Genomic DNA, 24,045 nt, shown 5'->3' with positions numbered 1-24,045 from the left:
CCGCGCGCCACCGTCAAGCGTGGGGCGCGGCCGCGCCGCAGGGGCCCCTACTCCACGGCCTCCGCCACCAGCGACATCCGTGCCCGATAGACCACCCGGCCGCCATCGTCGCGCACGCAGGCGACGTAGTCCTGACGCTCCAGATCCGGCTGAAGGTCCTGCGCGATCACGCCCATGATGCGGGTCACCTTGCCGCGCGCGGCGGCGAGATCCGGCAACTCGAAGCCCACATCGTCGTGCACCGGCTGGGACCCGTCGTGCAGGTCGATGAAGAAGCGGGGCATCGGAGGATCGCTGCGCAGGAGGTCGATCCGGCAACCGCTAGGCTTTTAGGGTTAACGAAGTCTTTACGTCGCGGTCCCGAGCGGGTCCTGCGGAAGTCCAGATCAGTCTCACGCAGGTCCGGCGTGGTGGAATAAAGACCTAGCGCCTCGGCGCGACCGTTCGGGACTGGCGCGCGTCTATGAGCGCCAGCGCAGCTCCCGCCGCTCCAAGGGGTTGGCGAAGGGGCGGCCGGCGCGGGCCGATTCCAGTGCCTCGCGCTTCAGGCGGAAATACCATTGCGAGGGCAGATCGCCATCGCCGAGGAGCACCATGGTGGGCTTGCGATCGAGCCCGGCCTGGGCGTGCTGCAGCACCTGCTGGTCCTGGGTCAGGAACTGGCGCATCAGCGGTCGCGCCACCGGCTTGAGCAGGTTGAGGGCGGGCATGCTCCAGTAGAGGGCGTTGGTGAGCAGCGTCCGGTTCGCCGTCAGCGGCGTGGCGAAGGTGTAGTTGGCCACCCGCTTCGCCCCGGCGACGATCCGCTCCAAGCGTACGCCGGGCAGCCGGAACTCGATCTCGACCTCGGGCACTCCGCCGAGCAGCCGGTAGACCGGCGAGCTCTTGGTGGTCGCGTGGCTCGTCATGACGAAGCCGTGCTCCACCGGCTGGAAGGTCTTCACCTTCTCGCGCAGCTCCTTCGAGGGCCGGAACCACCAGGAATCGTGCACGAACGCGACATGGCCGGGATCCACGAGGCTGAGCGTGGTCAGGTCGAAGGAGGCCTCGACCTCCAGCGCCACCACGAGGGAGCCCGCCGGCTCGAAATCGAGGGCGGGGATCGCCGGAACGGGCCCGCCCTCCTGCAGGCTCGGATTCACCCAGACGAACCCGGCGCTCTCCCGCACGGGGAAGCGCTGGACCGCGATGCGCGAGAAGTCGGCGGCATCGTGCGTCGAGAGAGTCGGCACCGCGCGGCAGCGCCCGTCCGTGCCGAAGCGCCAGCCATGGAACGGGCACATCAGGGTGTCGCCGTCGAAGGGACCTTTGGAGAGGGCCATGCCCCGGTGCGGGCAGCGGTCACGCAGCGCGAAGGGCGCCCCGTCCGCGCCGCGCCCGAGCACAAGCTGCTCGCCGTTGAGGGCGACCGCGGTGAGGCCGTTCCTCTTGAGCGCCCGCGACTCGGCCACGCAGTACCACGCATCCGGCAGGGGCTGGCGCATCGCCGTTGGGTCGAGGGCGTCGTCGGAGCGTTGGCTGGGCAGCGGGGAGACGGACACGGGGCGGCGGGCTGCCTTGGGCTTCGGATCAGGCTGCCCTCTTACGCCCCCGCGCCGGCTCGCGGAAGCCTGCGGGCCGGCGCGGGGGCCCCTTCGCTGCATTGCGGCGAGAGGGCGCAGCCCATGCCCTTCACAAGCGCTCCTGCGCCGCCTACCTTCGTGTCTCCCGCAACGAACGAAAGGAGGTGATCCAGTGTCTCATTGTCATCAGCCGCAGTCTTCGGCTTTCCGGACCTGGACCGTCGCCTCCGGCGCCTGCCTCTAAGGGCGTCTGAGACCCGATCTCGGGACAGTTTCGGCCGAACCTGCGGTTCGGCAATGGAAGGGCCGCCCTCTCGGGCGGCCCTTCGGCGTTTCTGGGGCTTCTTTGCTCGACGTCGGATCCGTTCCGGCTCAGCGCAGTCGGGTGCAAGGGTGCGCCGACGCGCTTGCACCCTGAAGACGGCTGACCGTCTTCAGGGCGAGGATTCGGAAATGTCCAACCTGCGGATGGCTCAGCGCCGGGCCTGGAACAGCGGCTGGGCAAGGGCCTCGGCGCGGGCTCGCCAGAGATCGCTGTCCTCGCGCAGGCGGTCACGGTCCAGGCGCAAGCCCTCGCGCTCGGCTTCTGCCTTCTCGCGCTCGGCCCGCATCGCATCCCGCTCGGCGGTCAGCCGGGCGCATTCGGCCCGCAGCGCGTCGCGCTCGGTCAGGATCTGCTCGCGCTCGACGCGGAAGGCCTGGAGCGCGTCCATCTCCTGCTGCACGTGGCCGCGCAGGCTGCGGATCTCCTGGGCGAGGAGTTCCTGCAGGGCCTCCTGCCGCTCACCCTCGACCTTGAGCTTGGCCTGCAGCATCAGGTTCTCGGCCATCAGGTCCGAGAGGTCCGTATCCTCGGGGGCCGGCGGAGGGGCGGGCTCGACGAGGCGCGGGCTCCAGCTCGGCTCGGGCCGCACCGGTCGTGGCTCGGGCTGGGCCTCGAGGTTGGGGGCCGCCCCTTGCATCTGCGTCTGCGTCCGCATCGCGGCGAGCCAGTCGCGCAGGGAGCCCGAGGCGGAGCGGTGCCCGCTCTCGCTCGGCGGGACGTGGCGGGCGGGGTCCGACATCGGCGTTCAGTCCTTGCGGGTCCTGACCATCCGTGAAGGAACATGTTTAACGATCCGTAAAATTCCCGCTCGTCCGGCCAAACTGAAGCCTCTGGTTGTAGATCTCGACCTTGACTTCCCGCCCACCCGCAGCTACGGCCCCAGCTCCCCGACCGACGCTCGTCGTCGATTCCGAGAGGCCGACCGGTCCATGAGGCTGGAGGTCAACGCCCGACAGCGCGTCTGCGCCCTCGGGCGCCATCGGCGTTGGCGATCGGCTTCAGGAATCGAGCCATGCCGTCTGAGAGCCTCAACATCGCGGATGCGATCAACGAGACCTGCCCCTGGTCGGGCAAGCCGATCTCGGCCGATGCCCTGACGCTCTATAACGGCGCCGTGGTCGGCTTCTGCAACACCGAGTGCCGGGACAAGTTCGCCCGCGCGATCCAGGCCTTCGAGGCCGACCTCCAGGCCCGCCGCGTCGAGCGGGCCGGGCTGCACCAGTAAGCGGGACGGACCCCAGCCGCATGTTCGAAGGTCTCTCCGACCGCCTCTCCGGCATCCTCTCCGGGCTCACCCGCCGCGGTGCGCTCACCGAGGCCGACGTGACCGCCGCCATGCGCGAGGTGCGCCGCGCCCTGCTCGAGGCGGACGTGGCGCTCGAGGTGGTGCGCGGCTTCACGGACCGTGTCCGCGAGAAGGCGGTCGGCGCCGTCGTGCTCAAGTCGGTGACGCCCGGCCAGATGGTCGTGAAGATCGTCAACGACGAATTGGTGGCGATGCTCGGCACCGAGGCCGAGACGGTCGACCTCAACGCCCCCGCCCCCGTGCCGATCCTGATGGTCGGCCTGCAGGGCTCGGGCAAGACCACCACCACCGCCAAGATCGCCCGGCGCCTGACCGAGCGCGAGAAGCGGAAGGTTCTGCTCGCTTCCCTCGATACCCGGCGTCCGGCCGCGATGGAGCAGCTCGCCGTGCTCGCCAAGCAGGTGGGCGTCGAGGCGCTGCCGATCGTCGCCGGCCAGTCGGCGGTGCAGATCGCCAAGCGCGCCATGGACGCCGCCCGCTTCGGCGGCTTCGACGTGGTGATGCTCGACACCGCCGGCCGCACCACGGTGGACGAGGCCCTGATGGCCGAGGCCGCGGAGGTGAAGGCGGCCACCAACCCGCACGAGGTGCTGCTCGTCGCCGACGCGCTGACCGGCCAGGACGCGGTGAACACCGCGCGCGCCTTCGACCAGCGGCTCGGCGTCACCGGCATCGTGCTGACCCGCATGGACGGCGATTCCCGCGGCGGCGCGGCGCTCTCGATGAAGGCGGTCACCGGCAAGCCGATCAAGCTCGTCGGCGTCGGCGAGAAGGTCGACGCGCTGGAGGAGTTCCACCCGGCGCGCGTGGCCAACCGCATCCTCGGCATGGGCGACATCGTCTCCCTCGTCGAGAAGGCGGCGGAGACCATCGATGCCGAGCAGGCGATGCGCACCGCCGAGAAGATGCGCAAGGGCAAGTTCGATCTTGAGGACCTGTCCATGCAGCTCGCCCAGATGGAGAAGATGGGCGGCATCGGCGGCCTGATGGGCATGCTGCCCGGCATGGGCCAGATCAAGAAGCAGGTCGAGGGCGCCAACCTCGACGAGAAGATGTTCAAGCGCCAGCGGGCGATCATCTCCTCGATGACGCCGCAGGAGCGCAAGAATCCCGACCTCCTCAAGAACAGCCGCAAGAAGCGCATCGCGGCTGGATCCGGCGTGAAGGTCGAGGAGATCAACAAGCTCCTCAAGATGCACCGGACCATGGCCGACATGATGAAGGCGATGGGCTCAGGGAAACGCGGCATCGGCCAGGCGCTCGGCAGCATGTTCGGCCTGGGCGGCGGAGGGATGGGCGGCGGCATGCCGGGCCTTCCGCCCGGGATGCCCGAGCCGACGCCGGAGCAGATCGCGGCGCTGGAGAAGCAGTTCGGCGGCAAGCTGCCGCCCATGCCGCCGGGTCTCGGTGGCGGAAAGATGCCGGGCCTTCCGGGGCTCGGCGGGCCGAAGATGCCGGGGCTGCCCGGACTCGGTGGATTCCCGTTCGGGAAGAAGAAGTGAGCGAGAGGCGTCGGAAGACTTCGCGCCAGCAGCTCAGATCACGTCACGCCTAGGAGCAACGCATGTCCCTCAAGATCCGTCTCACCCGCGGCGGCGCCAAGAAGCGCCCCTACTACCGCATCGTCGTCGCCGACGCCCGCGCCCCGCGCGACGGCCGCTTCATCGAGAAGGTCGGCGCCTACGATCCGATGAAGGCCAAGGACGATCCGGCCCGTATCGTGCTCGACACCGAGAAGGTCCAGGCGTGGCTTGCCAAGGGCGCCCAGCCGACCGACCGCGTGCTGCGCTTCCTCGACGCTGCCGGCCTCGCCAAGCGCCCGGCCCGCAACAACCCGCAGAAGGCCGAGCCGGGCGACAAGGCCAAGGAGCGTGCCGCCAAGCGCGCCGAGAAGGCCGCCGCCCCGGCCGAGGACGCCGCGGCCTAAGGCGCGTCACAACACGGACCTCGGAGCCGTCCCCGGTCGCAACGCGACCGGGGACGGCTCCAAGCCTCGTCTCCCCTCGACCGGGAGAGGGGGCATGGCGCGCGTGCCGTGCATCGCGCATGAACGACATCGCTCTCCGAGGGATTCGGGGAGATGCACCACAAGGATTTGCCACCCCGCATGGCCCGTCGTCCCGGATCCACCTCTCACGGCGATGGCGCGCGGCGCACCGGCCGGCTCGATCCGGCCGCGGTGACCACGGCCCGCAAGGGCCCTCCCCCGAAGCCGGCCCTGCCCGATCCGGACCTCGTGCTGCTCGGCGAGTTCGGCCGCCCGCACGGACTGCACGGCGAGGTCCGGCTCAAATCCCATACCGGCGAGCCGCAGGCGATCGCGGGCTATGGCGCCTTGCGCGCCTCGGACGGGCGCAGCCTCGAACTCCTCGACGTGCGCCCTGCCCCCGGCGCCGCCCCCGACATCCTGCTGGTGCGGGTGAAGGGGATCGACGACCGGACCGGCGCCGAAGCCCTCAACCGCGTCACCCTCTCGATTCCCCGGGCTGTCCTGAGCGAGCCGGAGGAGGACGAGTTCTACCTGACCGACCTCATCGGGGTGAGCGTGGTGGACGAGGCCGGCACCCTGCTCGGCCGCGTGGTCGCGGTGCCGAATTACGGCGGCGGCGACCTCCTGGAGATCCGGCCCGCGCAAGGGGGCGCGACCGCGCTCCTGCCCTTCACCAAGGCCTTCGTGCCGACGCTCGACCTCGCTCATCGCCGCCTCGTCGCGGCGCTGCCGGAGGATTTCTTCGCGGCGCCCGGCGAGAAGCCGGCCGACGATCCGGGTTAGTCTCTCAGGGCTGCGGCCGGATCCCCGCCAGGGCGATCCGCAGCGGCTCGGGACTGAGGGCGACCGGTCCGTCGAAGGGCCGCTCGTGCAGGGCGATCAGGCCGAGGGTCGTCACCACCGCGATCGAGAACAGCGCCAGCGACGTGATCTGCGCGCCCGGATTGTCGAGGTGAACCAGCGCGATGGCGACGAGGGTGAGCCCGGCGAGCACGATGAGCGTCAGCCATTTGGTCTCGTCCCCCTGTGCGTCGCTGAGAGCGAGGCGCTCGCCGCGCGCGGCGCGCAGCGCCATCGCTGCGTCGAGCAGGGCGGCCTGGGCGGGAAGGCCCGCCTCCGCCCCGATCTTGGGGTCGGACACCGTCTGCAGCAGGCGCCCGAGCGCCGCGCCGGCTCTCGGCGCGGATTCGCCGTCGCGCATGCGGACCCACTCGTCGCCGACCACCGCCTCGAGATACTCGGCGAGCGCCTTGCGGATCGGTGCCATGTCCGAGACCGTGGCGAGGCTGAGATCGCGGATCGCGAGGGCGTTCGCCCGCTCCGTCTGCACCACCTTCGCCGCCTGACGCTGCCGCTCCCAGGCGTCGTTGGCGACGAAGCCGGTCATCAGCGCGAGCAGGACCGAGATCGCTGTGAAGTAGGTCGGCACGAGACCGGTCCCGAGCCAGCGCATCAGCCGGCGCGTGGCGGCGAGCCAAGTCATTACGCACAGGAGCGCGCTCGCCGCTCCGAACAGCAGGGCGACCGTGCCGAACATCAGCCAGAGCGGCTGGTCGAGCCAGAGGCCGAGGATCATGGTGTGCTCCCGGACGCCCGGACCGCGACCGCCCCGGGACCGGGCGACACTGCCGGGGCGGGGCTAGGATTCGGTGAACGCCGCGACGGGGGCCATTCGCGATGGTATTGCAGGCGATGGCGGCTCCGACGCCTCGCTTCGACGCCGGCTCTCGCGCCGAACCGGGCTCCGCTGCGGCGGCGCGCGCTCCTGTGCTCGCGATTGACCCGCGAGCGGGGCGAGGCCATCACCGCGGGCATGACGACCGACCCGGTTCCGTGGCGCGCCACGGTCCTCACCCTCTATCCCGAGATGTTTCCGGGCCCCCTCGGCCTCTCGCTCTCCGGGGATGCGCTGGCGCGCGGCGCCTGGAGCCTGGAGGCCCGCAATATCCGCGCGCACGGCCTTGGTCGCCACCGCAGCGTCGACGATACGCCCGCGGGTGGCGGGGCCGGGATGGTGCTGCGCTGCGACGTGCTGGCCGCTGCGATCGACGCGGCAGCGCCCGCCGAAGATCCGCGCCCGCGCCTGCTCATGTCCCCCCGCGGCAGGCCGCTCACGCAGGGCCGGGTCCGGGCCCTCGCCGAAGGTCCCGGCCTGATCGCGGTCTGCGGTCGCTTCGAGGGTGTGGACGAGCGCGTCATCGCAGCCCGCGGTCTGGAGGAGGTCTCGATCGGCGACTACGTCCTTTCCGGCGGCGAGGTCGCGGCCCTGGTCCTGCTCGATGCCTGCGTTCGGCTTCTCCCCGGCACGATGGGCAAGATCGCCTCCGGCGAGGAGGAGAGCTTCGAGGGCGGCCTGCTCGAATATCCGCACTACACCCGGCCCCGCGAGTGGGAGGGCCGCGCCATTCCCGAAGTGCTGAACGGCGGCAACCACGGGGCCATCGCCCGCTGGCGCCGGGCCGAGGCCGAGCGCCTCACCGCCGAGCGCCGGCCGGACCTGATCGCCGCGCGGGAGCGAAAGGGCTGAGGCCGGCCGCTCTGGCAGGAGGCGATCTCGATCCGCATCGATGCCGATGTGCTGGAGAAGCTGCGCGCCTCCGGCGAGGGGGGCAGAGCCGCGTCAACGCGGTGCTGCGCGCCTATGTGGAGAAGGGTGCGGCCTGACCTCACGCGCTGTTGCGGTCCGGCCTCTTGCGTGCGGCTGCACTTGAGCGCATGGGCAGCGGCGGGACACTCCTCCCCAACGAGGAGCGCCCATCTGGAAGGATGGATCCGCAGAGATGTACGACCGCCCCGACGCGCGCCCCCGCGTGCCCAATTTCTCGTCCGGCCCCTGCGCCAAGCGCCCCGGCTGGAACCTCGATGCCCTGCGCGATGCGGCGCTCGGCCGCTCGCACCGCTCGGCGCTTGGCAAGGCCAAGCTGAAACAGGCCATCGACCTCACCCGCACGGTGCTGCGCGTGCCGGACGATTACCGCATCGGCATCGTGCCGGCCTCCGATACCGGCGCCGTCGAGATGGCGATGTGGACCATGCTCGGCCCGAAGACCGTCGAGGTCGCGGCCTGGGAGGCGTTCGGCCTCGAATGGGTCACCGACGCGCTGAAGGAGCTGAAGATCAGCCCGCGCGTCCACAAGGGTCCCTACGGCGTGCTGCCGGACCTCTCGGCCATCGACACCAAGCACAACGACGTCGTCTTCACCTGGAACGGCACCGCCGCCGGGGTCAAGGTGCCGAACGGCGACTGGATCGCGGCCGACCGCGAGGGGCTGACGATCTGCGACGCCACCTCGGCCGCCTTTGCGCAGCCGCTTGCATGGGACAAGCTCGATGTCGTCACCTTCTCCTGGCAGAAGGTGATGGGCGGCGAGGCCGCGCACGGCATGCTGATCCTCTCGCCCCGCGCCGTGGCGCGGCTGGAGAGCCATACCCCCGCCTGGCCGGTGCCGAAGGTGTTCCGTCTGACCAAGGGCGGCACGCTCATCGAGGGCATCTTCAAGGGCGACACCATCAACACGCCCTCCATGCTCGCGGTCGAGGACTACATCGATACGCTGAGCTGGGCCGAGCGCATCGGCGGTCTCGACGCCCTGCATGCCCGGGCCGATGCCAATGCCAGGGTGATCCACGACTGGGTCGCCCGCACCCCCTGGATCGGGCATCTCGCCGCCGATCCCGCGACCTACTCGAACACCGGCGTCTGCCTCGTGCTCGCGGATCCGGACGTGCTCGCCCGTGGCGACGCGGCGGTGGCCGCGGTGGCCTCCGGCATCGTCGAGCGGCTCGACCACGAAGGGGTGGCTCTCGACATCGGCGCCTATCGCGACGCGCCGGCCGGGTTGCGCATCTGGTGCGGTGCCACCGTCGAGGCCGCCGACCTCCAGGCGCTCACCCCTTGGCTCGACTGGGCCTTCGCCCAGGAGAAGGCCAAGCTCGCCCAGGCCGCCTGACCTGCATTCGCCGAGCCGGCGCGGTCCGTCCGGGCCGGCTCCCGCACCCGATGCCGCCGAAACAGGCGCCGCGCGGCGTGCGGCGCTCCCTTTCCGTTCCGTGACCGGTGCGCCCCGGCCGGGCTGGCCGATGCTCTGCGCGCGCCCCGCGTCTCGCCGACGAGTCCGAGGCCGCCGATGCCCGCTCCCAAGGTTCTGATCTCCGACGCCCTGTCGGACGCCGCCGTCCAGATCTTCCGCGATCGCGGTATCGACACCGATTTCCGTCCCGACCTCGGCAAGGACAAGGATGCCCTTGCCGCGATCATCGGCCGCTACGACGGCCTCGCGATCCGCTCGACCACCCGGGTGACGCCGAAGCTGCTCGCCGTCGCCGAGCGCCTGCGCGTGGTGGGCCGCGCCGGCATCGGCGTCGACAACGTGGACGTGGCCGCCGCCACCGCCCGCGGCGTGATCGTGATGAACACACCCCACGGCAACGCCGTCACCACGGCCGAGCACGCGGTGGCGCTGATCTTCGCGCTGGCGCGCCAGATCCCGCAGGCCGACGCCTCGACGCGAGCCGGGCGCTGGGAGAAGAATCGATTCCTCGGCATCGAGCTGACGGGCAAGACCCTTGGCGTCGTCGGCTGCGGCAATATCGGCGCGATTGTCGCCGACCGGGCCATCGGCCTGAAGCTGAGGGTGATCGCCTACGATCCCTTCCTCAGCCCGGAGCGGGCGGTCGAGATCGGCGTCGAGAAGGTGGAGCTCGACGAGCTGCTGGCACGCGCCGACATCGTCACCCTGCACGTGCCGCTCACCGACAAGACCCGCAACATCCTATCGGCGGAGGCGCTGACGCGGACGAAGCGCGGCGTCCGCATCGTCAACTGCGCTCGCGGCGGCCTGGTGGACGAGGCGGCGCTCCGCGCGGCCCTCGAGTCCGGCCATGTGGCGGGGGCGGCACTGGACGTCTTCGCCGTGGAGCCGGCCTTCGAGAACCCACTCTTCACTCACCCCAACGTGGTCTGTACGCCGCATCTCGGCGCCTCCACCGCGGAGGCCCAGGAGAAGGTGGCGCTGCAGGTGGCCGAGCAGATGGCGGACTATCTTGCCACCGGCGCCGTGCGCAACGCCGTCAACGTGCCCTCGATCAGCGCGGAGGAGGCGCCGCGGCTGCGGCCCTTCGTGGCCCTGTGCGAGCAGCTCGGTTCCTTCCTGGGCCAGCTCACCGACGCGCCGGTGAAGGGTATCCGCATCACCTACGAGGGCCAGGTCGCCGGCATGAACACCCGCGCGCTGACCGCGGCGGCGGTGACCGGCGTGCTGCGGCCCGTCCTCTCCGAGATCAACATGGTCTCGGCGCCGGCCATCGCCCGCGAGCGCGGCATCGTCGTGGACGAGATCAAGCGCGAGGGCGGCCTCGGCAACTTCGAGTCGGTGGTCCGCATCGTTGTCGAGGCCGAGGACATGCCGCGCGACGCCGCCGGCACCGTGTTCCACGACGGCAAGCCGCGCGTGGTCGAGATCCGGGGTATCGAGATCGAGGCGCCCTTCGCCCCGCACATGCTCTACGTGCGCAACCACGACCGCCCGGGCTTCATCGGCCGGTTCGGCACGGTGCTCGGCGAGGCCGGCGTCAATGTCGGCACGTTCAATCTCGGCCGCGACGCGGAGGGCGGCAACGCCATCGCCTTCGTGGCGGTGGATGGCCCCGTGGACGAATCCGTGCTCGCGAAGATCGCCGCGATCCCCCAGGTCAAGCGCGTGCGTCCCGTCCGGTTCTGATTCTGGGTTTCCAAAGGGATCATCCCTTTGGCGGGGTGCCGGGGCGGAGCCCTGGCGCTCGCTTCGCAGACCAGGGCTCCGCCCTGGACCCGCGAGAGGGGGCACCCCTCTCGACACCCTAGACCACACACGAAAGGGGCGGCTCGCGAGGATCGCGGCCGCCCCTTTCGTGTGTGGGGCATCCCGTTTTCGGGATGCCCGTCCCGGCCTCAGAAGGTGAAGCCGGTCTCGACCATGTAGCGGTCCTGGCTGCCGCGCGTACCGGCGGGACCGAAGCCCAGGCCGGCCGTAAAGTCCACGAGCTCGACATGCGAGTACTCGCCGCGGATGAAGTAGCGGTCCCAGGTGAAGGTCGGCGTGACCGTGAAGGAGTAGGCCGAGCTGCCGGCGCCGTAGAGCACGTTGGTCTGGCCGAACGGGTTGAAGCGGCTGCCACTCTGGGTGATGTACTCGAAACGGCCGGCCAGTGCGAAGTTGTCGGTGAAGGCGTAGCTCGCGAGGAGCGCGCCGCCGAAGGTCTCGGCGCCGGCGAGGCCGAGCACGTTGTTCCGCTCGACATTGGTGTACTGGATGTACGGCGTCACGATCCAGGGACCGGCCGAATAGGTGTAGTTCGCGCTGACGATGCTGCTGTTCTGCAGGGTCAGCGGGGTCGCGTAATAGAAGCGGTTCGGCTGGTTGACGTTGTTGTAGCTCGAGAAGTGCGTGCCACCGTTGATGCCGATCGTGTTGGCGTCGTCGAGCTTGTAGACCACCGCGCCGGTGACCCAGTTCAGCTCACCCGAGTAGAAGCCGTCGGTGACCGCGAACGAGGCGGAGAGCGGGCCGCTCGAGTAGTTGATCTGCACGCCCTGGTTGACGATGTTTTCCTGGTTGAACAGCAGGCCGCGCGAGATGTTCAGATTCTGGAAGGTGAAGGCCAGCTCGGAGCCGATATTGGTCGGCATGCGGCCGCCCTGGACCGACCACTCGTCGTTGATCTGCCACTTGCCGAACACGACCGGGAGGGGGCCGAAGAGCAGGTTGGTCTGGTCGACGGCGCTGAAGGTCGGGAAGCCGAGGGCCGGGATCGAGTACAGGCCGGTCTGCACGTAGAATTGCAGCGGGCCGTCAGCCTTCTGGATGAAGGCCTGCACGTTCGAGAAGTCGACGCGGGCGACGCGGTCGTCGCGCTGGCCCGGCACGACGGGCGTGTAGAACGACGGCAGACGCTCACTGTAATTGTAGGCGTAGCCGGTCACCGCGCCGCCGACATAGATCTCGCCGATGCCGGTCTGGAAGCAGGCCGGATCCGGGTTCTGCTTGATGACGCCGCCGAAGGCGGGGAAGGTGATCGCGACCTTGCAGGGGCCCGTCGCGGCCGGGGCGGGTGCCGGGGCCGGCATATCGGCGGCCTGGGCCTGTCCGAGACAGAGCAGAACCGCGGCCATCGCCGTCGCACTCTGCAGGAACAGTTTGGAAGTCATGGTTTCGAGCCCCTGGCTTTCTTGTCTATGCTGACAAGGTTGCCGGTTCGGGCGTACCAGAGCAAAACCAATCTGCGGGCAATTGCCTACTTAAGAGGCATTCGCAGCTGCGAAGCCGCGATGGTTCCAAGATGTTGCGACAGGGTCACATTCCTGAGAGACCGCCCAATCGTGTATCGTGAAAAAATCGTTAATTCCGGTCCTGGCCAGGTCGTGGTGACGGCCGGAACCGTCGTTTTCTCGGCGAATGACACCGCGTGACAGCATTGTCGTCCAGAGACCTGATTCGCCTCGATTGAATGCAGAGAGGTCCCGGCTCTCGCGAGCCGGGACCTCCTGTGATCGCTGACTGGAAGGTGGGGCGATCAGTAGTTGTAGGCGCGCTCGCCGTGATCGGCGATGTCGAGACCCTCGCGCTCCTCCTCCTGCGTGACGCGCAGGCCGATCGTCACGTCGATCAGCTTGTAGAGGATCGCCGAGCCGATGCCCGACCAGAGCAGCGTGAAGCCGACGGCCTTGCCCTGCGCGATGAGCTGCGTGGCGAGGTCGTAGGGGCCGACGACGAGCTCGCCCGGCTTCGTGGTGTAGTCCGGCAGGCCGACGCCGCCGAGAGCCGGGTTTACCAGGATGCCGGTGGCGAGCGCACCGATGATGCCGCCGATGCAGTGCACGCCGAACACGTCGAGCGAGTCGTCGTAGCCGAGGGCGTTCTTCACGCTGGAGCACATCACGAAGCAGACGGCGCCGGCGACCAGGCCGAGCACGATCGAGCCCATCGGGCCGGCAAAGCCCGCGGCCGGGGTGACGGCGACGAGGCCGGCGATGGCACCCGACAGCATGCCGAGCAGCGAGGGCTTGCCCTTGAGCGCCCATTCCACGAACAGCCAGGAGACGGCCGCGGCGGCGGTGGCGACGAAGGTGTTGATCATCGCCAGGGCGGCGGTGCCGTTCGACTCGAGGTTGGAGCCGGCGTTGAAGCCGAACCAGCCGACCCAGAGCAGCGAGGCGCCGATCATGGTCATGGTCAACGAGTGCGGGGCGAGCAGGTCGCGGCCGTAGCCGATGCGCTTGCCGAGCATCAGGCAGCCGACGAAGCCGGCGATGCCCGCGTTGATGTGGACCACGGTGCCGCCCGCGAAGTCGAGCGCGCCCCACTTGAAGAGCATGCCGGCATCGGCGTTGACGGCGTCGAGAGCGTCCTGCGCGGCCTTCTTGGCGGCGTCGTCGGTCGCGGCGGCGAGCGCCTTGGCGGCGTTGCCCACGGCGTCCGGGCCGCCCCAGTACCAGACCATGTGCGCCATCGGGAAGTAGATCAGCGTGACCCACAGGATGGAGAACACGACCAGCGCCGAGAACTTCATCCGCTCGGCGAAGGCGCCGACGATGAGGGCGGGGGTGATCATCGCGAACGTCATCTGGAAGCAGATGTAGACGTATTCGGGAATGACGACGCCGTTCGAGAACGTCGCCACCGTCGAGTTGGCATCGACGCCCTTGAGGAAGGCCTTCGAGAAGCCGCCGACGAAGTCGTTGAGGCCGCCGCCATTGGTGAAGGCGAGGCTGTAGCCGAAGAACACCCACAGCAGGCAGGCGACGGAGACGATGGCGAAGATCTGCGTCAGCACCGAGAGCATGTTCTTGGTGCGCACGAGGCCGCCATAGAACAGCGCCAGGCCGGGCACGGACATCATCAGCACCAGGGCCGACGAGATCAGCATCCAGGAGGTGTCGCCCTTGTTCGGGACGGGCGCCGCGGGCGCGGCCTCGGGGACCGGCGTCTGCGCGAGAGAGGGCTCGGCCAGAAGAAGGGCGAGCGCCGCTCCTCCCAGCCCGAGCGCGAGGGCATTGCGAAGTTTCATGGACACGAGACTCCCGGTCGCATTTGTCGGTGGTGAGTGAAAGGAGGCTGAGCCGCGGGGCTCAGAGGGCGTCGGCGTCGGTCTCGCCGGTGCGGATGCGGACCGCCTTCTCCAGCGGCATCACGAAGATCTTGCCGTCGCCGATCTGGCCGGTGCGCGCAGCGCCCGCGATGGCGTCGATCACGCTGGAGGTCAGGTCGGAGGGCACCGCCACCTCGATCTTGAGCTTGGGCAGGAAGCTCACGGCGTACTCGGCACCGCGATAGATCTCGGTGTGGCCCTTCTGCCGGCCGTAGCCCTTGACCTCGGTCACCGTCAGGCCGTGCACGCCGATGCCGGTCAAGGCGTCGCGCACCTCTTCCAGCTTGAACGGCTTGATGATGGCCATCACGATTTTCATGGGCCGTGCCCCCTGTTTCCGGTTGGAACCGGGGCCGGCGCCGTCACGGGCGCGGCGACCCGGTCCGGGTTGCCCGCGGCGGGCCGGAATGGCCCCGCGTTCGGCGCCGGGTCATTCAAGGACTATGCCATGACCGGCCTGTGACGCCGCGGACCGGAACTTTCCGGGATTACGTTGATCTGCCCATGCTTTAGACGTTCGAAGCCGCGAGATGCCTGATGTATGGCCAAGCTGCTGATCAGTTTTTGAGCATTATGCTGAGATCGGCAGCAAGATTTGCTCATCACGAACGCGTTAGCGCGTTCGGGGCCGAATCAGCCCCTCCTGGGCCACGGAGGCGATCAGCGCTCCGTCCCGGTCGAAGATCTGTCCGCGCGAGAAGCCGCGGGCGCCCCCGGAGAAGGGGCTGTCCTGAGCGTAGAGCAGCCAGGAATCGGCCCGGAACGGCCGGTGGAACCAGAGGGCGTGGTCGAGGCTCGCCGACTGGATCTCGGGATCGAAGACCGAGCGCCCGTGCGCGATCAGCGCGGCGTCGAGCAGCGTCATGTCCGAGGCATAGGCGAGGACCGCCTGATGGATCGCCGGGTCGTCCGGCAGCCGCGCTACCGCCCGCAGCCAGACATTGCAGACGGGCTCGGCCGGGCCCGGCTCGAGGTAGCGCCGCAGGTCGACCGGCTTCAGCTCGATCGGCCGCTCACGGGCGAAGTAGCCGCTGATCGCAGGCGGCAGGTTGGGGATTCCCGTGGCGATCAGGGATTTCACGCTCGGCAGCCCGTCCGGGTCCGGGGCTTGCGGCATCGGCGCCTGATGGGCGTAGCCCGCCTCCTCCGCGTGGAAGGAAATCGAGGTGGCGAAGATCGCCCGGCCGTGCTGGATCGCCTTGACGCGGCGCGTGGTGAAGCTGCCGCCGTCGCGGATGCGCTCGACCTCGTAGACGATCGGTGCCTTCGGGTCGCCGCCGAGGAGAAAATAGGCGTGCAGGGAATGCGGCGGCCGGCTCGGGGGCACGGTGCGGGTCGCTGCCACCAGCGCCTGCGCCACCACTTGGCCGCCGAACACGCGGGGCCAGCTCACCGTCGGACTCACGCCGCGGAACAGGTCCTCCTCCAGGCGCTCGAGGTCGAGGATGTCGAGGAGTTCGGCGAGGATGTCGATCATGGCCCTGCTGCTGTGTCCGGATGCCCCCGGTCCCGCGCGATTCGACATAAGCCCCGCGTCTTGGCAATCCATGCCGCATTGCCCGGTCCGGCCGGGCGCCCCACCTCCCCCGCGAGGCGGACCATCGAGGGCGCGTGATGACAGGATCGACGGTCGCAAGCCCCGGGACGCGCCGCGGCCGCAGCCTCGTCGTGGCCGGGGCCGGCCTTGCCGGCCTGACCCTCGCCCTCGCCCTGAAGCAGGCGCACGGTCCCGCGCTCGCGGTGACGGTCTGCGATCCCGCGCTGAAGGCCGGGCCCGCGCGGCACAGGGGGCGCGCCTACGCGGTGGCGGCGGGCGGCCGGCGCATGCTGGAGCAGATCGGCATCTGGGCGGAACTCGGATCCGGCGCGCAGGCCGTCACCGAGATGGTGATCAGCGACAGCCGCCTCGCCGATCCGGTCCGCCCCGCCTTCCTCACCTTCGGTGCAGAGGCGGACCGGGAGCCGGGTGAGCCTCTCGCCCACATGGTCGAGGCGGAGACGCTGGCTGCGGCGCTGCTGACCGCCTGCCGCGCGGCCGGGATTGATCTCCTGCCCGAGGGGATCCGCCGCGCGCCCGCCGAGGCCGGCGCCCGCGCGGTGGAACTCGCTGACGGGCGTGTGCTGCGGGCGAGCCTCCTCGTCGCGGCGGATGGGGCGCGCTCGCGCCTGCGCGAGGCGGCGGGGATCGGCTGGGTCGGCCGCACCTACCCGCAATCGGGCATCGTCGCGACGGTCTCGCACGAACGGCCGCATGGCGGCCGCGCCTTCCAGCACTTCCTGCCGAGCGGACCCTTCGCGGTTCTGCCGCTCGCCGATGGCGGCAGGCTGGGACACCGGTCCTCGATCGTCTGGACGGAGCGGGCGGCCGATGTGCCGGCGCTCCTCGGCGGGGATGCGCAGGACGTGCTCGCCGAGATCGAGCGCCGCTTCACGCCGGAGCTGGGGCGCATCGCCCTGGAGGATGGTCCGAGTGTGCATCCGCTCGCGCTCGGCGTGGCACGCCGGTTCCGTGCCGAGCGGCTGGCGCTCCTCGGGGATGCCGCCCACGTGATCCACCCGCTCGCCGGCCAGGGGCTCAATCTTGGCCTCGCGGACGCGGCGGCGCTGGCCGAGGCAGTGACGGGGGCGTTGCGCCTTGGGCTCGATCCGGGCGGTGCGGAGGTGCTGGCCGAGTACGAGCGCGCCCGCCGGTTCGATACGGTGGCGATGGCGGCGGCCACGGACGGGCTCAACCGCCTGTTCTCGAACGACAGCCTGGCCGTACGCCTCGCCCGCGACCTCGGCCTCGGGATGGTCGACCGGCTGCCGGGGCTGAAGCGCTTCTTCGCCGGCGAGGCTGCCGCGAGCCGCGGCCCCCGTCTGCTGCGCGGCGAGCGCCTGTAACGGGACTCCGAAGGGACTGGTCGCCTTTGGTTGGGTGCCGGGGCAAGGCCCCGGCGTGTTCAGGACTATTTCTGCGCCTTGGCGCGCTCGATGCCCTCGATGATCAGGCGCTCGGCCTCGGCCTTGTCGCCCCAGCGGACGATCTTGACCCACTTGCCGGGCTCCAGATCCTTGTAGTGCTCGAAGAAGTGCTGGATCTGGCTGATCGTGATCTCGGGCAGGTCGGTATAGTTCTCGACCCGGTTGTAGCGTTGGGTCAGCTTGCGCGAGGGCACGGCGATGATCTTCTCGTCCTCGCCGCCGTCGTCCTGCATCACCAGCACGCCCACCGGACGCACGCTGATGATCGCGCCGGGCACGATGGCGCGAGTGTTGGCCACCAGCACGTCGCACGGATCGCCATCACCCGAGAGCGTATGCGGGATGAAGCCGTAATTCCCCGGATAGAACATCGGCGTGTAGAGGAACCGGTCCACGACCAGCGTGCCGGCCTCCTTGTCCATCTCGTACTTGATCGGTTCGCCGCCGAGCGGCACCTCGACGATCACGTTGACGTCGTGAGGCGGGTTCTTGCCGACCGAGATGGCGTCGATATTCATGGGTGTCGTCTCCCGGCCCGCCGTCGGGCAGGCCCTTCGGGGCCCTCTGTAAAGCCGACACGATGAATATCAAATTGCCGATAAGGACGCTCCCGCGACGATCGCGCAGGAGCGTCAGCACAGCGCCGGCCCGTCAGGCGAAGAGGTAGCCGACCTTCGCCAGGGGAATGCCGCCCACCCGGTCGAGGACGCGCGGCCCGGCCCGGCCGCCGAGGCTCTCATAGAAGGCCGCGGCCCGGTGGTTGTCCTCCAACGCCCAGGCACCGACCCGGGTCAGGCCGTGGTCGCCGAGGTCGTTGCGCACCGCGCGGAACAGGCGCCGGCCGAGGCCAAGACCCTGGTATTCCGGCAGCAGATAGAGTTCGTCGACCTCGCCCTCGGTACCGATGCTGCGGCTGCGGGCGCGGCCGTAGGTCGCGTAGCCCACCACCGCGTCGCCCGTCTCCACCACGGCGACCGGCCGGCCCCGGCGCAGGGCGCCGCGCCACCAGGCCCGGTCGCGCTGGACGATCATCCGCTCCAGGGCCACCCCCGGGATGATGCCACGATAGGCCTCGCGCCACGCCGCATCGAACACCTGCGACAGGCTCCCGACATCGCCATCGCGGGCCCGGCGGATGCTCGTGGTGCGCGTGCTCATGGCCGGTCCCCTTTTCGCGTGGATGCCGCTCGCGTGGATGCTGCCGGCGAACAACGGCGCCGCGGGCCGCAAGGTTCAGTCTCGATCCCGGCAAAGACAAGGCAAGCCCGATGCCGAAATTGCCGCGCTCCCTCCCGGCTGATAGAGGCGGTTCCCCGCCCGGACTGGTGCAGAGCCTTCGCGTTGTTCAACCGCTTCCTCAAGCCCGAGACGCGCTATGCCCGGCGCATGGCCCGCATCGCCCGCTTCGAGCGGCCGATCGCAGGCCCCGGCGCGCGCCTGATGGCCTGGGCGAACATGCTGTTCCTCGACCACGGGGTGTTCCGCCTCGCCTATCTCAACCGCCACCGTGTGGGCGCGGGCGAGCTGTGGCGCTCGGCCCAGCCCGGCCCGCACCAGCTCGCCCGCTTCCGGCGGGAAGGCGTGCGCACGGTGATTTCGCTCCGCGGCGGGCGCGAGCACGGCTCCTGGCCGCTGCAGCGCGAGGCTTGCGAGCGCCATGGCCTCACGCTCGTCGAGTTCGTGCTGCGCTCGCGCGAGGCGCCGGCCAAGGAGACCCTGCTCGCCGCGCGCGACGTCTTCGCCAGCATCGAGTACCCGGCGGTGATGCATTGCAAGTCGGGGGCGGACCGGGCGGGCCTTGCCGCCGCGCTCTACCTGATCCTGCACGAGGGCCGTCCGGTGCGTGAGGCGGCGCGCCAGCTCTCGGCCCGCTACGGGCATTTCCGCTTCGCCAAGACCGGCATCCTCGATGCCTTCTTCGCCCGCTACCTCGTCGAGGGCGAGGCGAAGGGCCTCGACTTCCTCACCTGGGTCGAGACCGTCTACGACCCGGAGGCGCTGAAGCGCGACTTCCGTCCCGGCTTCTGGTCCGATCTCGTGGTCGACCGGGTGATCAAGCGCGAATAGGGCGCGTGCGCCGGGACCCTGCCCCGGCACCCCGGCGACGGGTCGATCCCGTCTCGAAGGCCCTGCCCTATTCCGCAGCCTTGCGCGACGCGGTGAAGGCCGCGTGCCCCGCGATGAGGGCGCCCGAGAGCGCCTCGGCGATGAGGGCCCGCGTCTCCGCGACGCCGTAGAGGGCGATGAAGGAGCCGAAGCGGGGCCCGCGCGCTTCGCCGAACAGCACGTTGTAGATCGTGGTGAACCACGCCTGCGACACGCCGGGCCGCCCGTCCGGGCTCTTGGCCTTGCCCGAGAGGTCGGGGAAGTGGCGCCGCCCGACCTCGTAGACCACGGCCTGCAGCGCCTCCGGATCGGTCGAGCCGGCCTGGTCGGCGAGGGTCGCCGAGAGGTCCTCCAGCGCCGCGCGCTCCTCCGGCGTCGGCTCCCGGTAGCTCTTGGCCGGGCGCACGAAGTCCCGGAAATAGGCCAGCGCATGTCCCACCAGCCGGTCGAGATAGGGATGCGTCTCCGGCCCCGTGCCCGGCGCGTAGCGGCGGATGAAGCCCCAGAGCACGCCCTTCTCCTCGGTATTGGCGACCGCCGCGAGGTTCAGGAGCATCGCGAAGTTGACCGAGCCGCCCTCCACCGTCTCCGGAGCCGGCGGCGTGCCCGCATGCAGGTGCCAGACCGGGTTGCCGAGGCGGAGCTTCGCGTCCTGCTTCGGGTAGCGGTCGAGGAAGTTGAGATACTCGTCGACGTGGCGCGGGATCACGTCGAAGAACAGGCGCTTGGCCTCGCGCGGCTTGTTGTACATGAACAGCGCGAGCGAATCCGGCGTGCCGTAGGCGAGCCACTCGTCGATGGTCAGGCCGTTGCCCTTCGACTTCGAGATCTTCTGGCCCTTCTCGTCGAGGAACAGCTCGTAGTTGAAGCCCTCCGGCGGCTCGGCGCCGAGCGCGCGGGCGATCTGGCCCGAGAGCTTGACCGAGTCGATCAGGTCCTTGCCGGCCATCTCATAGTCCACGCCCAGGGCGACCCAGCGCATGGCCCAGTCGGGCTTCCATTGCAGCTTGGCGTGGCCGCCGGTCACCGGCGTCTCGTAGGCCTCGCCCGTGACGGGATCGCGCCAGACGAGCGTGCCCTTGGCGGGCCGGACCTCGTCGATCGGTACCTGCATGACGTGGCCGGTCACCGGGTGGATCGGCAGGAAGGGCGAGTAGCTCGCCGACCGCTCGGCGCGCAGCGAGGGCAGCATGATGTCCATCACGGCCTGGTAGCGCTCGGCCACCAGCAGCAGCGTCGCGTCGAACACGCCCGAGCGGTAGCATTCGGTCGCCGAGCGGAACTCGTAGTCGAAGCCGAAGGCGTCGAGGAAGCGGCGCAGCTCCGCATTGTTGTGCGCGCCGAAGCTGTCATGGGTGCCGAACGGATCGGGCACCTTGGTCAGCGGCAGGTTGAGCGCGTCGCGCAGCATCTCGCGGTTCGGGACGTTGTCCGGCACCTTGCGCAGGCCGTCGAGATCGTCGGAGAAGGCGATCAGCCGGGTCGGCACCGCGTCCTTCGTCAGCACGCGGAAGGCATGACGCACCATCGAGGTGCGCGCCACCTCGCCGAAGGTGCCGATATGCGGCAGGCCGGACGGGCCGTAGCCGGTCTCGAACAGCACCTCTTCCTTGGGCTTGCGCTCCAGCCGGGCGACGAGCTTGCGCGCCTCCTCGAAGGGCCAGGCGGCGGCGTGGGCGGCGGCCTCGATCAGGTCGGGGTCGAGGTGGAGCGGGGCGGACATGGCGGCACGCTGGAATTCCGGCGACGCGGGTCGCCTGTCGGGTCTGGAAGCGTCCCTAACTATGGAGAGCGGCCGGGAGGGTCAACGCGAGCGCGGGTGCCCCAAGGTTCCCGCGCGCCGCATGGCTTGGCCCCGTCAGAACGGGCTGACGGGAAAGAACCGCAGATACAGCTCCGCGTATTTGCCGTCGTCCCAGACCCGCTGCAGGGCATCGTCCAGGGCGCGGGCAAGGGCTGCGTCCTCCGGCCGCGTGACGAAGCCGATGCCCTCGCCGAAATAGCGGTTCTCCAGGTAGTCGCCGCCGGTCATCGCGCAGCACTGGCCCGATTCGGCGCCGCCGACCCAGAGGGCGAGGTTGAGCCCGTCCGCGAACAGATAGTCGGTCTCGCCCCGCTTGAGCGCGCCCTCGGCAGCGCCGACGTCCGTGAATTCCTTGGCGACCGCCTTCGGGAAGACGGCCTTCAGGTAGGCCGCGTGCGCGCTGCCCGCCACGACGCCCACAGTCTTGCCGGCGAGCGCGGGGACCGAGGGCTCGGGCAGGCCGCGGTCGCTGCGGGCGGCGAAGCGGGCCGGCCAGCGGAAATAGGGGCGCGTCGCCAGGAACTTCTGGCGCAGGGCCGGAGTCAGCGGGATCGCGGCGGCGACTACGTCGCCCTGCTGCTGACCGAGGGCGTCGAGCAGGGTGTCGAAGCGCCGGGCCTGCACCGTGCAGGCAATGGCGAGGCGCTCGCAGACTGCGCGGGCGAGCTCCACCGAAAAGCCGGTCGGGTTGCCGTCCGGCCCCGCGAAATGCAGCGGCGGGAACTCGTCGTCGGTGAGGAAGCGGACGGCGCGGCCGGTCTGGGGCGCCTCCACCCGCTCGCCGCGGGCGCGCGGATTCCAGAAGTTTGGAATACGAACGGATGCAACTGCCGGTGGTTCAGCGCGAACCATTTGAGATGGCCCGGCCAAGAGCAGCAGAGCCGCGATGAGGAATCTGCTGGTTGAAGTCATGCCTGGCGGATCTTGACGCGAGAACAGTATCGGTATCCGCTGATGCGGAGACGGTGGCGGCGCCCGTACCGTCTCTTAGCACGTTCGGGCGCCGACGGGAGCGCTCCGCTGTCGTTCCTGCCGCTCCGGCCCGCCTCTGCGGCGACCGCGCTGCCGGCCGAGATCGCCTTCCTCCTGCGCGAGGGCGTGCCGGTGGCGCTCCTGGGGCAGGCCGCCGCCCTCGGCCGGGCCGCGGGGACCGATGCCGCGACCGCCCTCCTCCAGGCCGGGCTGATGGCCGAGGAGCCGTTCTACCGGGCGCTCGCACGCGCCCTTGGCGCCCCCTTCCTCGACGGGCCGATCCCCTTCGGCCCGGGCCTGCGCTTTCCGGACAGCCTCGCGGCCGGTCTGGCACCGCTGATGACCGGCGCGGTCGCGCCCTGCGTGATGGCGCCGCGCGGCCGCCAGATCGCCGAGCTTCTGGCCGGCGCGAGAGCGGCGGGCGGCCCGGCCATCACGACCCCGACCCACCTGCGCGAGGCGGTGTTCGCGGCGCGCGGCCCGGAGATCGCGGCCTACGCCGCCGATGCCCTGGAGCGGCGCGCCCCGGAATGGGCGTTCGGGCGGGAATCCCCGCGCCGGCCCCTCCTGATCCTCGGCCTCGTGCTGATCACGCTTCTCTGTCTGTTCGCCGCCCTGCCCCCCTCTCTCGCCGTCGCCGCCACGGTGCTGGCGCAGACGATCCTCCTGGCGATGATGGCCTTCCGGATCGCGGCGCTCTTCTCCGGGGCGCCCGCTCCGGAGGTGCCGCCACTGCCCGAGCGCGCGCTGCCGACCTATACGGTGCTGGTCGCCCTCTACCGCGAGGCGGCGGTCGTCGGCAGGATCGTCGCCGCGCTCGCCCGGCTCGACTATCCGGTATTATGCAGCAACCTCACCCAAAAGCGTTGAGGTGCGCTTGTCGGCCGCTCTTGTCGGTCGCGCTTGCCTTGCCTCTTGTGTCCGCTCTTGCGGACGTTCTTGCCGGATCTTGCAATCTTTGAAGATCGCAACACCACCGTTGTCAGGTCCGGATTATCCGTGCATAGACCGACAAAAGTGCCTTGCCTTACGCAAATTGCCTGATCTATAAACGGCGGGTCGCTACCCCTCAGGGGAGACTGGACGTGGATTTGCGTAGGTTCATCCGGCAGCGCTGGAAGGAGCTTGAAGGGGAGCTTCTGCCCTTGCATGCTCGGCGCGATCAGCTCGTCGAAGAACTTCGCACTATTGAGCACGACATCAGCACAATAGAACCTCAGTTGTCCGAGATGCGTTCGGCAGCTGAAGCAATTGGCATGGATCTAACTTATATTTCTGAACATTCGCGTGCGCATGGCGAGACTACCATCAAACAAGGGATACGGATGGTTTTGAACGTCCACTTGGATGGCTTAACTTCTTCTGATCTTCACGCGCTGGTTTCACGCGATTTCTTCGACGGTAACCTCGACCGAACCAGTTTCAGCCCACAGTTGAGCCGGATGCGTCGAGATGGCGAAGTCGATCTGGGTAATACGATCTGGACTCTCACCGATTATGGCCGAGAGGTTATGCATGGCCGAGCACGCGGGCGCTTGGCATCAGATCGGAAAGAGAATGAGCCGTCCGACGATCCTGCATCGGACGGCTCAGATGCCGGCCCAATCAATCCGCCTCGCGGCGTGTTCGATTGAGCTACCTGTTCCACCCCGCGTCCTAGCCGGCGCTAACGAAGGAGAACGTCATGGTCGGCAACCATAAGCTCAGAAGAGCCTGACGGTTCAGGCCGGTGTTAGCGCACCGGCCTGAACCAGAACCATCAACCTCAATCTCTACCCGGCTTGGACAGAGAGCGAAGAGCGACGGCCCCACCGCCTTAGAGTCGCATCTTTGGGCGCCTCGTTCAAGCCGGCCCCTTCATTTCGCTTGTACAGCGTAAAGGAGCCGTCA

At 69.6% G+C, this 24,045-nt stretch carries 23 protein-coding genes; 11 read left to right on the top strand and 12 right to left on the bottom strand.

The genetic code is table 11. From position 1 onward, the window contains the following. Window positions 1–47: 47 nt before the first annotated feature. The 3 genes from MET9862_RS14730 to MET9862_RS14720 all read right to left on the bottom strand — a co-directional run bounded on the left by MET9862_RS14730 (window position 48) and on the right by MET9862_RS14720 (window position 2,626). On the bottom strand, window positions 48–284 hold the full coding sequence (locus MET9862_RS14730) for a DUF6894 family protein (protein ID WP_142583691.1): 237 nt from the start codon (window positions 282–284) through the stop codon (window positions 48–50). A gap of 177 nt (window positions 285–461) precedes the next feature. Then, window positions 462–1,484 (bottom strand): Rieske 2Fe-2S domain-containing protein, encoded by a 1,023-nt coding sequence (locus tag MET9862_RS14725; protein WP_142583699.1) that lies wholly within the window; start codon window positions 1,482–1,484, stop codon window positions 462–464. A gap of 551 nt (window positions 1,485–2,035) precedes the next feature. Next, window positions 2,036–2,626: an ATPase gene (locus MET9862_RS14720; protein ID WP_142583690.1), complete on the bottom strand. Its 591-nt coding sequence runs from the start codon at window positions 2,624–2,626 to the stop codon at window positions 2,036–2,038. Between the two features lie 273 nt (window positions 2,627–2,899). On the opposite strand from MET9862_RS14720, the gene MET9862_RS14715 reads away from it, so the two are divergent. The 4 genes from MET9862_RS14715 to rimM all read left to right on the top strand — a co-directional run bounded on the left by MET9862_RS14715 (window position 2,900) and on the right by rimM (window position 5,966). Further along, window positions 2,900–3,112: a glutathione S-transferase gene (locus MET9862_RS14715; RefSeq protein ID WP_142583689.1), complete on the top strand. Its 213-nt coding sequence runs from the start codon at window positions 2,900–2,902 to the stop codon at window positions 3,110–3,112. A 20-nt stretch (window positions 3,113–3,132) separates the two neighbouring features. Then, window positions 3,133–4,695 carry a signal recognition particle protein gene (ffh, locus tag MET9862_RS14710; RefSeq protein ID WP_142583688.1) on the top strand — a complete coding sequence of 521 codons (1,563 nt, stop codon included), beginning with the start codon at window positions 3,133–3,135 and terminating at the stop codon, window positions 4,693–4,695. Window positions 4,696–4,757: 62 nt separating this feature from the next. Further along, window positions 4,758–5,120, top strand: coding sequence for a 30S ribosomal protein S16 (gene rpsP, locus MET9862_RS14705; RefSeq protein ID WP_142583687.1), 363 nt, complete (start codon window positions 4,758–4,760; stop codon window positions 5,118–5,120). Window positions 5,121–5,300: 180 nt separating this feature from the next. Further along, window positions 5,301–5,966: a ribosome maturation factor RimM gene (rimM, locus tag MET9862_RS14700; protein ID WP_142583686.1), complete on the top strand. Its 666-nt coding sequence runs from the start codon at window positions 5,301–5,303 to the stop codon at window positions 5,964–5,966. 4 nt (window positions 5,967–5,970) lie between these two features. Here rimM and MET9862_RS14695 read toward each other — a convergent pair whose 3' ends face one another. Continuing rightward, complete coding sequence (locus tag MET9862_RS14695) at window positions 5,971–6,759, bottom strand: bestrophin-like domain (RefSeq protein ID WP_142583685.1); 789 nt, start codon at window positions 6,757–6,759, stop codon at window positions 5,971–5,973. Window positions 6,760–6,996: 237 nt separating this feature from the next. Between MET9862_RS14695 and trmD the strand changes: the two genes are divergently transcribed. From trmD to serA, 3 genes are all read left to right on the top strand, one after another. After that, the gene (gene trmD / locus MET9862_RS14690) at window positions 6,997–7,710 is read left to right on the top strand and encodes a tRNA (guanosine(37)-N1)-methyltransferase TrmD (protein WP_142583684.1); all 714 of its coding nucleotides are present in this window, start codon (window positions 6,997–6,999) and stop codon (window positions 7,708–7,710) included. 253 nt (window positions 7,711–7,963) lie between these two features. Beyond that, a complete protein-coding gene (locus MET9862_RS14685) occupies window positions 7,964–9,133 on the top strand; it encodes a phosphoserine transaminase (protein ID WP_142583683.1) in 1,170 nt (389 codons plus the stop codon). Window positions 9,134–9,310: 177 nt separating this feature from the next. After that, window positions 9,311–10,903, top strand: coding sequence for a phosphoglycerate dehydrogenase (serA, locus tag MET9862_RS14680; RefSeq protein ID WP_142583682.1), 1,593 nt, complete (start codon window positions 9,311–9,313; stop codon window positions 10,901–10,903). A gap of 209 nt (window positions 10,904–11,112) precedes the next feature. On the opposite strand, the gene MET9862_RS14675 is transcribed toward serA, so the two are convergent. From MET9862_RS14675 to tesB, 4 genes are all read right to left on the bottom strand, one after another. Beyond that, entirely contained in the window at window positions 11,113–12,369 is a 1,257-nt protein-coding gene (locus tag MET9862_RS14675; RefSeq protein WP_142583681.1) for an outer membrane beta-barrel protein, read from the bottom strand. A gap of 365 nt (window positions 12,370–12,734) precedes the next feature. After that, the gene (locus tag MET9862_RS14670; RefSeq protein ID WP_142583680.1) at window positions 12,735–14,228 is read right to left on the bottom strand and encodes an ammonium transporter; all 1,494 of its coding nucleotides are present in this window, start codon (window positions 14,226–14,228) and stop codon (window positions 12,735–12,737) included. A 61-nt stretch (window positions 14,229–14,289) separates the two neighbouring features. After that, window positions 14,290–14,628 (bottom strand): P-II family nitrogen regulator, encoded by a 339-nt coding sequence (locus MET9862_RS14665; RefSeq protein ID WP_142583679.1) that lies wholly within the window; start codon window positions 14,626–14,628, stop codon window positions 14,290–14,292. A gap of 294 nt (window positions 14,629–14,922) precedes the next feature. Further along, entirely contained in the window at window positions 14,923–15,786 is an 864-nt protein-coding gene (gene tesB / locus MET9862_RS14660; RefSeq protein ID WP_142583678.1) for an acyl-CoA thioesterase II, read from the bottom strand. A gap of 137 nt (window positions 15,787–15,923) precedes the next feature. Here tesB and MET9862_RS14655 point away from each other — a divergent pair, with 137 nt between their 5' ends. After that, entirely contained in the window at window positions 15,924–17,192 is a 1,269-nt protein-coding gene (locus tag MET9862_RS14655) for an FAD-dependent monooxygenase (RefSeq protein ID WP_142583677.1), read from the top strand. 65 nt (window positions 17,193–17,257) lie between these two features. On the opposite strand, the gene ppa is transcribed toward MET9862_RS14655, so the two are convergent. Together ppa and MET9862_RS14645 are read right to left on the bottom strand one after the other, a co-directional pair. Next, entirely contained in the window at window positions 17,258–17,791 is a 534-nt protein-coding gene (gene ppa / locus MET9862_RS14650; RefSeq protein ID WP_142583676.1) for an inorganic diphosphatase, read from the bottom strand. Window positions 17,792–17,924: 133 nt separating this feature from the next. Beyond that, complete coding sequence (locus tag MET9862_RS14645; RefSeq protein WP_142583675.1) at window positions 17,925–18,431, bottom strand: GNAT family N-acetyltransferase; 507 nt, start codon at window positions 18,429–18,431, stop codon at window positions 17,925–17,927. Between the two features lie 183 nt (window positions 18,432–18,614). On the opposite strand from MET9862_RS14645, the gene MET9862_RS14640 reads away from it, so the two are divergent. Beyond that, on the top strand, window positions 18,615–19,340 hold the full coding sequence (locus MET9862_RS14640) for a tyrosine-protein phosphatase (protein WP_142583674.1): 726 nt from the start codon (window positions 18,615–18,617) through the stop codon (window positions 19,338–19,340). Window positions 19,341–19,407: 67 nt separating this feature from the next. Here MET9862_RS14640 and MET9862_RS14635 read toward each other — a convergent pair whose 3' ends face one another. Beyond that, window positions 19,408–21,102: a lysine--tRNA ligase gene (locus MET9862_RS14635; RefSeq protein ID WP_142583673.1), complete on the bottom strand. Its 1,695-nt coding sequence runs from the start codon at window positions 21,100–21,102 to the stop codon at window positions 19,408–19,410. A gap of 135 nt (window positions 21,103–21,237) precedes the next feature. Continuing rightward, the gene (locus MET9862_RS14630) at window positions 21,238–22,035 is read right to left on the bottom strand and encodes a transporter substrate-binding domain-containing protein (RefSeq protein ID WP_244612730.1); all 798 of its coding nucleotides are present in this window, start codon (window positions 22,033–22,035) and stop codon (window positions 21,238–21,240) included. Window positions 22,036–22,137: 102 nt separating this feature from the next. Here MET9862_RS14630 and MET9862_RS14625 point away from each other — a divergent pair, with 102 nt between their 5' ends. After that, window positions 22,138–23,025, top strand: a complete 888-nt coding sequence (locus tag MET9862_RS14625; protein ID WP_142583671.1) for a hypothetical protein — start codon at window positions 22,138–22,140, stop codon at window positions 23,023–23,025. Between the two features lie 215 nt (window positions 23,026–23,240). Continuing rightward, window positions 23,241–23,789, top strand: coding sequence for a hypothetical protein (locus MET9862_RS14620; RefSeq protein ID WP_142583670.1), 549 nt, complete (start codon window positions 23,241–23,243; stop codon window positions 23,787–23,789). Window positions 23,790–24,045 lie beyond the last annotated feature (256 nt).

This window comes from Methylobacterium symbioticum (assembly GCF_902141845.1).
Taxonomy (GTDB): Bacteria; Pseudomonadota; Alphaproteobacteria; order Rhizobiales; family Beijerinckiaceae; genus Methylobacterium; species Methylobacterium symbioticum.
This window is presented reverse-complemented; position numbering and strand designations above follow the sequence as displayed.